Below are 13511 nucleotides of genomic sequence, written 5' to 3' on the forward strand. Positions count from 1 at the left end.
GAGCGGCAGGATTGAAATGTTAGCGGCATTTGCCCTAGGTGATCACCCTCCTCGTCACTTGGGGCAAGTGCCAGCATGAATATAATTAGTCAAACCTGAATACCTCCTCTCAATCTGTAAGGTATGGTCATCAATTGCTTGAGCAGAAATAATCTTAGGAGGCTTCATCAATCAAACTCACAGTTATTTCAAAGGTGGAAGTTTACGAAACTCTTAGTCAGACCACATCTGTAACAAGTCTTTTTGGTAAAGCGCCACCCATTCCATTACTAATTTTTCAGCCCAATTAGGCAAATTTTGATGAAAACTGGGAGGGCGATTATCTCACCCTCGCCACTCGCACTCCGCCCTTAGCTCAGGCAGTCACCGACTGATTGTTACTTCGGTGAATCGCAACCACTGAGGGTTTGGGCGGGTCGTTGGCTTGTTTGCTAGGCCAATTTGACCCAATCGGAACTTTGCGGGTTTGCATGAATTCTTTGCCATCGGTGGTCTGCATGGCAAACTGCCGCATTTCTGCCGCCATGTTTTTGCGGGTGCCGTTGACCTCGCCAGGATGCTGAACGGATAGGAACAAGGTGCGATCGCCCGATGAAAAGCACAAACCCGTCGTTTCACAATCCATCGGTCCAGTTCCAAATAAATAAGGCTGCCCTGAGCCTTCGCCTGCCATGGGAATGTACCAGATGGCGTTGTTGCCATAGATGCCACGCAGACTCGAAGAAGTGATGGGCACTCCGTTTTTTTCTCGGCGGTTGGCTAGCACTTCCTGATTCAGTTTGTCAGACGACATATCGGTCACCATCCACAGATTGCCCTGAGCATCAAAGGCGAGGTTGTCGGGGTTAGCAAACCCTTGTCCGCCATTGGCAGGTTCGCCACCTGTTGCCGCCATTTTCCAGTTAAAGGTTTTCGCCTCTGGTGCATCGCCATCTTCTGCAAGGCGCATAATCCAACCGTATTCATAGGCAGTGCTGCCATCAGGACCTTTGAAGATCCGACTATCGGGGCTACCATCCTCCTTGCTAATGCCGCCAGAGGTAAAAGTGACGAAAAGAGACCCATCGGGTGCAATTTTGGTATCTTCTGGACGTGCGGTGCAGGTTGCGCCCGCCGCATTGGCAGCGAAGTGAGCATCAATTAAGATGGCACCTTGCTTTTCGGATTCGCTGCCCACGTAGAGAGCGCCCAGGGTTTTATACTTTTTCTGAAATGCTTCAATTTGGGCATCGTCATCTGCTTTGAAAACGCCGCCTTCTGGACGTTGGGGTAAGGGCAGCATGACTCCGCTCAGGAACGTGGGTGGCGTGGGCGCGATCGCGGTGGTGGGTGCTAGGGGAATCCAACGTCCCGTGCCGTCTGCCTGAAACTGAGCCACATAGAGCATCCCATCGCTCAGCAGTTTGGAGTTGGCTTTATCTTTAGGATCAGTGACAGCGGCTTTACTGACAAATTTATAGAGATGTCCACCCCGGCGATCGCAGCCTGAATAGAATGCCAATGGCTTGCCTGCCACCACTCGCACCCCGACTGCCTCATGGCGATAGCGCCCTAACCAGGTGTGCTTGGTGCCATAGTCGTTTGGATTCGTGGGGTCAAGCTCCACCATCCAGCCATATTTATTGCCTGCCAGCCCAAACACATTGCCCATGCCCGTCAGTTCTTCATCGGTAATGTTAAAGGGGCGATTAATTGGGTCAAATGAGGTGCCATCGGCATACACGGGTTCAGGCACTTGCACCTGCACGTTTTCTTCGGCGCTGAATACGGTGCCCCACGGGGTAATGCCACCGGCACAGTTTTGAAAAGTGCCGATAATTTTGTCGCCTAACTTGTCTACATAGCCCTGTCCCTTTGTTTTTTGGAAAATGGCAACGGCTGGACCTGTGGTTTTTAAGTAGCGTCCGTCTTCCAACCCAGAAATGCCTGTGATGCGGCGCTCGGCAGCAGATTGCGATCGCCTCCATTTTTCGTCAGGTGATCGCCGCAGGGCAATCACTCCCACGCCTTGATCAATCAAGCCTTCTCTGCAAATTGTTTTGACTTGCTCCTTAATCGGATTGCCATCGGGCAAAGCGTAAGCGTTCAACCCAGGAACCTGATCATCCTTAATTGCTTTAATCGCTGCCCGGACTGCTTGGTCAACTTCACGAAACGGTAGCGCCTTGCCCATCACTTGCTCGTAGCTCTGCTGCCAAGGCACCGCACTAACGTACTCAAAATTGACGGACATCAACGCTTCATTGGGGCTGGTTTCAATCAATGCCAGGTAGTCGTTGTTATACCCAAAGCGAGAGTCGCCGACTTTGTCGCCCCAGGAAGCGATTACATCATAGGTAAATCCCTCTGGCAGCACCAAATCATCGACCACCTCATACTGGCTAAATTCAGTCATCTGGCGATCGCTGGCCAAGGCATTGACTGCAAGTGGCATGGGTCCTTTGACGGGCTGAAACGCTAACTTTACCCCCGGACTAAAGGTGGAACTGCCACTGGTTGAGGTTTGCTGACTAGGTCGGATTCCACAAGCGGCAGTCGTCGCTGTCGCACCTAAAAAAAGAAGAAAGTGTCTGCGATTGAGAGTCATATTAGATTTGCTTAAAGTCTCGCTCTGTGACGAATCTAACGCGATCGCTTTAAGACTCGGTTAATAATATCGTTGGGGTCTATGGGCTGCTGGAGTTTTTGGGTTTGTGCTTCATTACGTGATCGCCACCACTCTAAAACGGTCGTGCAAGGCATAGGTAGACGAACTTACTGATGCTCTGGAATGCCATGGTTAAGGATTGCGCTGTTCCGGACAAAGTCTTGCAGTAGATAAGGGGGATCAAAATCAGGCTTGCGTTGAATCAGTCTGCGTCCGCTCCAGGAGGCAAAACCTAAAAACCAAACCGTGTCCGCGATCGCGGCATACCAACGACCATAATTTTTAACAAAGTACCGACGGCGTGAATTAAACCAGTACTGGGGTAAACGTTTGGGCTGAATGTGGGGAGTCGTAACTCCAGTGCTTTGTCCGGCAAGGTGCATGACATGACTGGTGGGTACATACCAACATTCCCAACCGTGACGGGCAGCCTGCAAACAAAAATCGGTTTCTTCGTAATACAGAAAATACCCTTCATCCATTAAACCGATCGTCTCAAACACTTCTCGGCGAATCAGCATACTCGCCCCGGGTAGCCAGTCCATTTGTTGAGGCTGATCGGTCATCACCTGAGCCACTTTCCAAGGAGACAATACTTTAGACACTAAACTCAAGCGAAACCCATTTTCAAGCTCACTCAAGATGGTAGGAAAGCGAAACGCGATCGGCCAAACTGTGCCATCGGGTTCTTCAAAGCGACTACCACAAATCCCAACTTTATCGTGAGTTTGCATAAACTCCACTAAGGCATGGAGTGCTCCAGAACGAATTTCAGTATCCGAGTTAAGCAACCAAATATAGTCTGGTGGATGTTCCGAAACGAGTGCGGGACGAATGGCAACATTATTGCCGTAGGAGAATCCACCATTGTGATTTGCTGGTAGCAGTGTCGCCCAATGATTCCAGCCTTCAGTCTCGATCGCGGCTTGAATCTGCTCCACCGATCCATCCTCAGAATCGTTGTCCACGACGACGACGTGTGTATTGGGTAGAGAGGAGATGTCAGAGGCAAGTGATCGCAGACAATTGATGGTTAAGATAGGTGTGCGGTAGTTGACGATCGCCACCAACACCGAACTGGTTTGAATAGATTGAGCTATTGCCATCGTTGAATTAGCCAGCATAAGTGTTAGAAGGAGTCAAAATATAATTTGAAAGCACTAGCAAACATATCTACATCTGGTTAAATCGCTGTATCCGTAAGACTATACCGATTCAAGACAGAGCCCTGAATCTGAGTTTAAATCGTTCAAGTAGGTTTGTAGGATATCAGCGATCACCTTCACATGAGGCAGTTGTAACATACTGGAGTGCCCTCCTGGAACGTCATAAACATCCACTTTTTGAGTGACATGTTGTCCCCAACCCAACTCTGGATCAGTGTAGATTTCCTGATAGGGATGATCACCGCCTTCCCCTTGCGTCGCCCGAAGCAGTACTAATCGCCCCTCCAGCTTTATATCTTGAGCATACTCAGCTTCAGCAAATAGATACGTCTTGCGGACAAGAATATGACCAAGAAATTGGGGAGGAGTTTGCTGCTGATCTAGGTAGTGGCGGAAGAGGCGCAATTTGGTCTCATCCAGATTGCGTTGCAAGAAGGATGTAACCTCATAGTGGAGTAAATTTCTGGCTTTCTTGATTAAGGTAGTCAACCTACGAATTAAGTTGAGCAGCGTGATTGATTGATCCTGACCCATTGCTTTGGCAAGGCGATCGCGGCGTTGATTTTGAACCCATTGAGATCGATCCAAAGCAGGATAGACTGCATCAAACAGAGCAACCATCGATACCATTTGCCCCTGTTGTTGCAATTGACAAGCAACTTCGTAAGCCAACACTCCCCCCGCGCATAGTCCACCCAAGTAATAGGGTCCCTCCGGTTGAATCGAGCGAATTTTCTGCAAGTAATCGGATGCCATGTCCGCAATCCGAGTATGCAAAATGGGGTGGTTTGCATTGGAGCAGGGCTGAATGCCGTAGATCGAGCGTTCTGGATCGAGTTGATGGGCAAGGGTTCGATATAGCAAAGTCTCGCCATCCCCATCATGAATCAAGAAAACGGGTGGCTTATTACCTCCCAATCGCAACAACACTACTGACTCTACCTGGAGCGGTTCCGAAAGCACTGCTGCAAGTTGGGCGATCGTGGGGGCTTGCAGCAAAATCGATAGGGGGAGATCGACTCCAAACGCTTGAAAAATTTGATTAGATAGTTGCGCTACCAACAAAGAATGACCACCCAACTCAAAGAAGTTGTCGGTGATCCCAACCCCATTGATGCCCAAAACTTCTTCCCAAATTTGCACCAATTGAGCTTCTGTAGCAGTAGTGGGAGCCACGATCGCTCGATCTTCAGCTATTTCTATCGACTGAGGAGCGGGTAGCGCTTGTCGATTTACCTTACCGTTAACCGTGGTGGGAAAAGTCTCCATCTTCACAAAAGCGGTTGGAATCATGTAATCTGGCAGCTTCTGTTGTAGAAAGCTCCGCAGCTCATCTGGATTGAACTTCTGGCTGGGATGCAATTTCAAGTAGGCAACCAAACGAGAATTTCCAGTATGATCGTCCTGTGCCAGCACGATCGCCTGTTGAATCGGTGCAAATTGTTCTAACTGAACTTCGATCTCGGATAACTCAATCCGAAAACCTCGCACTTTAACTTGAAAGTCATAGCGCCCCAGAAATTCTAGATTGCCGTCGGGTGAACATCGCACCCGATCGCCAGTCTTATATAAACGCGATTGAGGATCAGTGCTAAAGGGGTTTGAGATGAACCGCTCAGCCGTTTGATCTGGCAAATTAAGATATCCACGTGCAACTCCTAGCCCGCCAATGTAGAGTTCCCCACATTCACCCTGGGGCACAGACTCTAAATTTCCATTCAAAATATGAACTTCAGCATTGGTGATCGCTTTACCAATGGGAATATCACCCTGAGATGGATCGTAGTGTGCCGCGATCGGATCATAAAGGGTGGCAGTAACCGTGGTTTCGGTGGGACCGTAGCCATTTAGCCAGCGTGGATAATCTCCAACGAGTTTGCGCCACTGAGCATAGATAGAGCGAGAAGGTTTTTCCCCACCCACTGCGACAAGCCGGATGCTAGCAGGTACAGACCGTTTCAACAATGCCATGCCATTCACCCACTCATGCCAGAAGGCAACGGGTAACAAGAGAACAGTGATGTTCTGCTGTTCCACAAATTGGAGAAAATGGCGTGTGGAAGATAAAACGTCCTCAGAGCGGAGAATGACGGTCGCTCCGCTAACCAGGGCTGGATACAGTTGCTCCACGGTGACATCAAAACTCATGCTGGAGAATTGGAGTACGCGATCGCGATCGCTGATCTCAAAGGCGCGCGTAATTGCCCGACTATGATTGACGACCCCCCGATGAGGCACCATTACTCCTTTGGGCAATCCAGTAGACCCAGAGGTGTAAATCACGTAGGCAAGATGATCCGCTGTGGTGCAAACATCTGGATTAACGGCACTAAAGGATGAAATCAACTGCCAGTCCGAGTCTAAACTAATGACCGATGCGGTGTGTTGAGGTAACGAATCAACCAAACTTTTCTGCGTGAGAATGAACCGCGCTTGCACATCTCGAAGTTGATACGCCCGTCGTTCTGCTGGGTACTCCGGATCAAGCGGTACGTAAGCTCCACCTGCCTTGAGTACGCCCAAATAAGCGATTACCATCTCCAAGCTGCGGTGCGTGGAAATTACGACCAATTCTTGAGGTTGCAACCCTTGGTGTAATAGGCAGTGAGCTAGTTGGTTTGCTCGCTGATTCAACGTTTCATAGGGTAGATGTTGACCGTCAAAGGAGAGAGAGATCGCGTTGGGTGTGCTGTCAACTTGGGCTTCAAACCATTGATGAATACATTGAATTGATTCATTCCACTTCTGAGTATCAACTGGCAAGTTTGGTGGATCGTAGAGTTGAGTAGGTAAATCAAGTTGCTCAGCAGTTAAATGATTAGGCTCTGGCAACTGAAATGATGAGCGTACAGCTTGAATCATTGCGGTTTTAAATCCATAAGAATGACAAATCCGTATAGTTTCTATACACAAAGATCAAGTTGATTTCGGCAATCACTTGTTTTATCTAAGAAACTTCTAGTTGAACGACCTCAAGTAAAAATGCAGAGGAGTTGTATGATTTTGTATCAAAAAAAATTACTAGAAGTTTTACTGTTGCTTTTGTGGATACGCGCTTAAAATCTTCTGAAGTAGACTTTTATTAATGCAAAATGTAGCGATCTCTACTTGACTTCAAACTGTAGAAAATACTGGTCGTACTCTGTTAAAAAAATTAGTTGGACTTAAATAGGGTTAGTGTAAGAACACTGTTACTTGCTAAATTTGACTTCCCTAATCTAGTTCTATTTGTGTAAAAGACTAGTAAATGCTACTAATTGTGCGTAAAGCTTGTGTGAAACCTTAATGCAGGATAAAAGCTTGCAAAAGCAGATATGAATAGACTTCATAAAATAGCTTTAATCGAATGGGTAATGTTTCAAACTTGTTGTTATTGATAACAAAGATTCCTCTGATAGAGGAATCAAATATTGTGGAGACTCAAGCATGGTTCTAGAGCCGATTCACTGCCCTCAATGTGATGGAGTCGAAGTGACAAACACGGCACCACTCCAGATGGCAAACAGCGCTACTTTTGTCAAAACTCCCAGTGCCATCGGCGCACTTTTATTTTGCAATACAAGTATCCAGGATATGTGCCTGAAGTCAAGCAACAAATCAGCGATATGGCGATGAATGGGAGTGGCATCCGAGATACGGCCCGTGTGCTTCACATTAGCCCGACTACCGTGATTAAGGAGTTAAAAAAAAGAGTGTCAACTCAAAGCGGTGAATGCAGCTAAACTCGCTGAACTAGAACCTACTCAAAACATCGTCAAGCTCTGCCAGTGGGAGGATACAGAAGCAGAAGCCGATGAAATGTGGAGTTTTGTTAAGTCTAAAGCACAACAGCGATCGCTGGCCAGGGCATTGACTGCAAGCGGCATTGGTCCTTTGATGGGCTGGAACGCTAACTTTACCCCCGGACTAAAAGTGGAACTGCCACTGGTTGAGGTTTGCTGACCGGGGCGGACTCCACAAGCGGCAGTCGTCGCTGTCGCACCTAGAAAAAGAAGAAAGTGTCTGCGATGAGAGTCATATTAGATTTGCTTAAAGTCTCGCTCTGTGACGAATCTAACGCGATCGCTTTAAGACTCGGTTAATGACAACGGTAAACTTCTTTAGAAAAGAGGGTGATTTGTTACTACTCTCAACGAGCACTACTGAAAGCTTTTAACTATTTTGTACTTTCTATCCTCGCCTCAAAAAAGCGCTTGGCAGCGTGCCCAAACGCAACCCGGCTTGCTAAAAATCCCAGCACGCTTGCCGGAAAAAGAATATCTAAAGCTCCCCGCAATCCCAAATCGACATAGCTCGAATAGCCGCAGTATCTCTGTTCAACTTCCCCAACGCTGCCTTTCCAACAGTCGTAGGGAGGAGCGGGTAGGGATATACCTGAAGTCAGGGCACGGTAGATCAGTTGAAAGTATGAACTACGAGTTATCGCTACCAACACGGCAAACAGCAGAAACGCGATCGCCAGCCACTTACCATACAGTTTCCTTTTTTGAAGCCCCCAAATTGTTAGCAAAAGCCAACCTAAAAGGATACAGGAGCCTGCTAAATCTAAAATCTTTCCTACCGTGAAGCAGTTTTGTACTCCTGGCATTAAGCAGTGTGAAACTAGCCCAAACAGTTGCACGGGTATAAAGATCAGGGATAATAAAATCCCCATCATCACTATGAACTGGGTGATCCAAATGCTGCTAGGTTTGGAGGGTCGGCGCTCCATTATGCGATCGCTCTCACGGCTGCCTGTGCATCTCGCAGTAAGCCTTTAGCGATTCTAAAAAGCTCTTGCCCAGTGTGCAAGTAGTCTTCATCGTAATTAGCCGTGAAGTATTCTAGCTGTTCGATGCCGTCCTCAACACGGTTTAAACAGTAGAAGAGATGTTCGGCTACACCTGCCACGCTGGCAGGATTGGGCAGGGAACGAAAAACTTTTTCGGCTTGCATCAGCCAAGCTTGACAGTCTTCTAAATAAAGCTGAAAGTCGCGCATCAACTCGTCGTCAAACGGATCGGCTGACAAATCATTAATTTCATCTTTTAACGGATCTAAGATGTCGCGGATGATTCGGTTCACAGGCGTGTAAACCAGTTTGAGCCATTGATCTAGCTCCGTATCGGCTTGCTGTCCAGTTTTTTGCTGCTTTCGATAGTGTGCTTGAGCCTTAGCAGTGCGCTCTTGACGCTGATTTTTAGAAGATTTCCCAGCTTCCGATGCAAAACCTGCTGCGTCTAATTGAGCGCGGTAAATTCGCAACTGATCATAGGATCGCCGATTGTGGGGATCTCCTAGAATCTCGTAGGCAGCGTTCACCTTCGTTATTTTTTCGTGGTTATTGGTGCTGCGATTGCTATCAGGATGAAAAAGTTTAGCAAGGCGGCGATAAGCTTGCTTGATTTCTGCCTGAGTTGCCGTTGGGCTAACTTCCAGGATGCGGTAGTGATCGGGTTCTGCCATGCAAGTATTCTATCGTGCTTGCTAGAACACCAGGATCATAGCCTGCGTTGCTTTCTGATGGTTTATTCAGTTAAAAATTGCGCTTGCCTTGAGGCAGAATCTCAGAGTTTTGTCAAGATTTTTAGTGGATAAAAATCCTCAAAAAGATGGTGTTGCTGAATTCAAGGTTAAGGGCGAGTTTTGCGGTTTATCCCTCGATTCAGCAACGCCGAAAAGATTCTCTTCCTAGGTAGTGCCCTAAAGGTAATGATGCCTGCTATGAAGACTGAACAGACGTTGCAGGCATACAGCTAGCAGTTTTACGCCTTAAGTCTATAGGCTGATTTTGAGTCGAAAGTGCGCCAGCCTAAGCCATAGTCAGTGTTCTCGCTTCCATATTGCGCGGGAACTTCAACCCCTTGCGGCAAGCGATGATCCATAGATTCAAGACTGGCAGGGGCTTTCAGCTATCATCACATCTTTAGGACTACCCTCTTCCTATTAATGGTCATCAGGAAGAGAGCGTTAATTCTGCTTCTTGAAAGAGAGGAGTACTGAGGTAGCGTTCACCAAAGCTGGGTTGGATGACCACGAGCAATTTTCCTGCATTTTCAGGACGACGGGCAACCTGGATAGCGGCATAAAGAGCAGCACCGCTGGAGATGCCGGAGAGCAAACCTTCTTCACGGGCAAGCCGACGACCGTAGGCGATCGCGTCATCATCTGACACACTAATCACTTCATCAATCAGGTTTACGTTTAGCACGGGGGGCACAAATCCGGCTCCAATCCCTTGAATTTTGTGTGGTCCAGGACGACCTCCCGATAGGACTGGGCTATTAGCAGGTTCCACGGCGATCGCTTTAAATCCTGGCTTGCGCTGTTTTAGCACCTCCGCCACACCCGTAATGGTGCCACCTGTCCCAATTCCTGCCACAATCATATCGACTTGTCCCTCCGTATCGTCCCAAATTTCGACCGCTGTTGTCTCTCGGTGAACTTGAGGATTCGCTGGATTACGAAACTGTTGCAGCATATAGGCATCGGGAATGGTATCTACAATCTTTTGTGCCCTTGCAATACAGCCACTCATGCCTTCGATGCCGGGAGTCAGTTCAAGCTCGGCTCCATAGGCACGCAGCATTGCCCTGCGCTCTGAACTCATCGTTTCAGGCATCGTCAAAATCAAGCGATAGCCCTTAGCTGCGGCTGCCATTGCCAGCGCAATCCCGGTATTTCCAGAGGTTGGTTCCACCAACACTGTTTTTCCAGGTGCAATTAATCCTTCCCGTTCTGCCGCGTTAATCATGCTGATTCCAATCCGATCCTTAACGGAGGCGGAGGGATTCATACTTTCTAACTTAAAGACAATTTGAGCAACACAGCCCTCTGCTTGAGGAATGCGATTGAGTTGAACAAGTGGCGTGTGACCAATCAGATCCGTAATATTGTTAGCAACGTGCATAGTTTTTGATCAGGTGGCAATGGATAAAATCAACTGGAGAATCGCTAGAAGATTGGATATCAATTGAGGACTAAATGTAATACATGATATCTAGCTGCCGACGAGCATCGCGCTTTTCACAAATATCTTGTAACGTATAGCGCTGGAGAACGGTTTCGGAAGCAGCATGGGCTTCCTGCCAAATTTCACAAATGACCGTATTCTCAACGGTTTTTAGCTGATCGTCTTCTGCCATTTGAGCATCAGCACCCTCCAGGCAGTTCATTACTTCAAGTAAGTTAATTTTCCACGGTTCCCGCGATAAGATATATCCACCTTTTGCGCCTCTCTGCGATCGCACCAAGCCTCCTCGTCTTAATGCTGCCAAAAGTTGCTCTAGGTAACGATCGGGAATATTTTGCTGAGCTGCAATTTGACGAATTTGAAGCGGTTCACCACTAACATGGTGGACGGCTAACTCAACTAGGGCAAGGATCGCGTACTCGTTCTTACAAGAAAGTTCCACAGTTCAAACCAAGGTAGTATCCCGAAGCAAATGCCTCTTCTCTCTATCATACTACGGTTCATCACTAGGGTTTTGATAGTTTATGCTTGATTCTTGGCAAACTCCCCATAGCGGATATCACTGGGATGGCAGCGATCGCCGTTTTTTTGAGGGGTGGTACTTCCGTTTGACCTTACCGGACGTTCGCCAAACCTTTGCTTTCATGTACTCCATCGACGATCCTCAAGGCAAAAATCCCCTGAGTGGCGGAGTGGCTCAAATTTTAGGCACCGATGAAGAATACCTGTGCCGCACATTTCCAGAGGTGAAGGGCTTTTGGGCAGAGCGAGAACGTTTGGGTTTAGGGCATTGGGGAAAGAAAAGGGTGGAGGGGACTAGAGGGAGAGCACGATGGTTAGAGCCGGAAGTGTTTGATCGCGTCATTCAAGAAGGCTATCAAGTGACCGCAACCCTCCATCAAGGGCATTTGCAAGAACCCTCTGGGAAAACGGCACGCTGGTGTTATCAGATACAGCCAATGGATGGTTGGGGAAATCGGGGCGAACGGCAGCGATCGACGGCTGGCTGGCTGGCATCCCTACCCGTTTTTGAGCCGGGCTGGCAGATTTTGATGGCGCATGGTTTAGCAACGGGCTGGATGGAATGGAACGGACGGCGCTACGAGTTTTGCGATGCGCCTGCCTATGCCGAAAAAAACTGGGGTGGGGCCTTTCCGCAAAAGTGGTTTTGGATTCAATGCAACAGCTTTGATGAAGAGCCAGAACTGGCAGTGGTGGCAGGGGGTGGACGGCGGCGCTTGCTCACCTGGCTGGAGTCGGTAGCCATGGTTGGCATTCATTATCAGGGGCGATTTTATGAATTTGCACCCTGGAATTCCACAGTACGATGGCAGATTTCACCCTGGGGCGATTGGCAGATGTGGGCTGAAAGTGACCTGTGTCGAGTGGAATTGGTAGGAAAAACGACGAGATCGCCCGTATCAGTGCGCGTTCCGACCGTTCAAGGATTTATTTTTGCTTGCAGAGACACCACTCAAGGCGAACTGTCGCTTAAGCTGTGGAATCGGGCGAACGATCAACAGGTAGTTCAAGCTCACAGTTCTCTGGCTGGGTTAGAAGTCGGGGGTGCATCTTGGCACGAGACATGGATAAATTGAGGCGAATTTTACCCATCTGCATACTTAGCAAAACAATCTCAATGTTCAGGGTAGGAAAATTGGAGTTGGCTAGCCAATTGACTGCCCTAAGCTTCTGAAGCGATCAAAGCACTTAGAGATATTAGTTAAACGTAACGTCCACCAGAACCGCCGGTGCGCTTAGGAGCGCCAATATCGGGTGGCGGTTCATAAGAAGATAACAATGGATGCGGCTTTGGTGCCTGTGAATTAGCTTCATTAGGTGTGTTCGCCTCCACTGTAAAAGCACTGACCAAAACTTTGGAGCTAGCAAAATTCACTGATTGGACCGCTGAAAGCTCTAAGGTTGCTGTCAGTAGCGATATCATGCAAATTGCAGGGATGCGTAACACGTTCATTGGATTTGAATTTGTGCTTTGATTTGATTCTATGTCTATTAGATGAATTTGAACAGTAGATCTACGGATCTTCTATAAAGGTTTCTTTAAGCTCTAAAAAGTCGACATCAATTTTCTCGTCTTAGTTTGATCTGCAACCACATTAAAGATTTGTTTACTCTGAATCAGCTTCAGTACAGAGTGTATTAAACAAACCATTATAGATCAGTAGATTCAACGGGAAGATTTAATTTTAGGCACGATACGGTAACAGTCTTTAAAGTATTTCTAAATAATCATCTCAATTGGTAACATTGAAACCAGCGAGCTTCACCGTGCCTTCACATAATTTAGATTGTTGTATGGAGTGGTAAGTCCACCCAAGGAAAGAGAATCCTCTTTGAAAGCTCGAAAAATAAGCTCGTTTGGGGCTTGACTATAGCTTCAGGCTTTGTTAGTTTCAGTTCAACGCGATACACATTGCATTAGCAAAAAAACAATGACCTTTTCCAAATTTTATTTTTGGTATTCAGCGGTTCACCGGAGGTGAGCATCGTTGATGCCGTCCACTGGTGAGCCGCAGAATAAAATCTGCGGTTTTTTGTTTTTTATTAGATGTTTTTCTCGACCCAGTTTACTTTTGATCAAATGCTTCAACAACCCGGTTGGTTTTATAGTTTTTATTTTTGGACCAGGAAATCCGGGTGACCTGCTGTGCAAAGCTTGTTTTCGCCCGGAACTCCCTAGCTCCGGGCTTTTTTGTTTGTTCTGTCGTGTCGTGTATTTAGTCGT

The 13511-nt window shown here is 47.6% G+C and carries 9 protein-coding genes and 1 pseudogene; 2 read left to right on the plus strand and 8 right to left on the minus strand.

Annotation, left to right across the window (positions count from 1 at the left end):
- Nucleotides 1-355: 355 nt before the first annotated feature.
- From JOY44_RS17110 to JOY44_RS17120, 3 genes are all read right to left on the minus strand, one after another.
- A complete protein-coding gene (locus JOY44_RS17110; RefSeq protein WP_171574828.1) occupies nucleotides 356-2587 on the minus strand; it encodes a PhoX family protein in 2232 nt (743 codons plus the stop codon).
- Between the two features lie 167 nt (nucleotides 2588-2754).
- The gene (locus tag JOY44_RS17115; protein WP_197985519.1) at nucleotides 2755-3771 is read right to left on the minus strand and encodes a glycosyltransferase family 2 protein; all 1017 of its coding nucleotides are present in this window, start codon (nucleotides 3769-3771) and stop codon (nucleotides 2755-2757) included.
- Nucleotides 3772-3852: 81 nt separating this feature from the next.
- Nucleotides 3853-6675 (minus strand): non-ribosomal peptide synthetase, encoded by a 2823-nt coding sequence (locus JOY44_RS17120; protein ID WP_171574829.1) that lies wholly within the window; start codon nucleotides 6673-6675, stop codon nucleotides 3853-3855.
- 564 nt (nucleotides 6676-7239) lie between these two features.
- Between JOY44_RS17120 and JOY44_RS32880 the strand changes: the two are divergent.
- Nucleotides 7240-7653, plus strand: a pseudogene (locus JOY44_RS32880) (IS1-like element transposase); the annotation flags it as partial.
- 316 nt (nucleotides 7654-7969) lie between these two features.
- Here the strand turns inward: JOY44_RS32880 and JOY44_RS17135 are convergent.
- From JOY44_RS17135 to JOY44_RS17150, 4 genes are all read right to left on the minus strand, one after another.
- Complete coding sequence (locus JOY44_RS17135; protein ID WP_171574832.1) at nucleotides 7970-8524, minus strand: hypothetical protein; 555 nt, start codon at nucleotides 8522-8524, stop codon at nucleotides 7970-7972.
- Complete coding sequence (locus JOY44_RS17140) at nucleotides 8524-9258, minus strand: DnaJ domain-containing protein (protein ID WP_171574833.1); 735 nt, start codon at nucleotides 9256-9258, stop codon at nucleotides 8524-8526. The genes JOY44_RS17135 and JOY44_RS17140 overlap by 1 nt, the downstream gene beginning before the upstream one ends.
- A 490-nt stretch (nucleotides 9259-9748) precedes the next feature.
- Nucleotides 9749-10702 carry a cysteine synthase A gene (gene cysK / locus JOY44_RS17145; protein WP_171574834.1) on the minus strand — a complete coding sequence of 318 codons (954 nt, stop codon included), beginning with the start codon at nucleotides 10700-10702 and terminating at the stop codon, nucleotides 9749-9751.
- Nucleotides 10703-10772: 70 nt separating this feature from the next.
- On the minus strand, nucleotides 10773-11207 hold the full coding sequence (locus tag JOY44_RS17150; RefSeq protein ID WP_171574835.1) for an RrF2 family transcriptional regulator: 435 nt from the start codon (nucleotides 11205-11207) through the stop codon (nucleotides 10773-10775).
- Between the two features lie 82 nt (nucleotides 11208-11289).
- On the opposite strand from JOY44_RS17150, the gene JOY44_RS17155 reads away from it, so the two are divergent.
- Nucleotides 11290-12363 (plus strand): tocopherol cyclase family protein, encoded by a 1074-nt coding sequence (locus JOY44_RS17155; RefSeq protein WP_171574836.1) that lies wholly within the window; start codon nucleotides 11290-11292, stop codon nucleotides 12361-12363.
- Nucleotides 12364-12488: 125 nt separating this feature from the next.
- Here the strand turns inward: JOY44_RS17155 and JOY44_RS17160 are convergent, their stop codons facing one another.
- Nucleotides 12489-12710, minus strand: a complete 222-nt coding sequence (locus JOY44_RS17160) for a hypothetical protein (RefSeq protein WP_171574837.1) — start codon at nucleotides 12708-12710, stop codon at nucleotides 12489-12491.
- Nucleotides 12711-13511 lie beyond the last annotated feature (801 nt).

This window comes from Leptolyngbya sp. Cla-17 (genome assembly GCF_016807185.1).
Classification (GTDB): domain Bacteria; phylum Cyanobacteriota; class Cyanobacteriia; order Leptolyngbyales; family Leptolyngbyaceae; genus ULC077BIN1.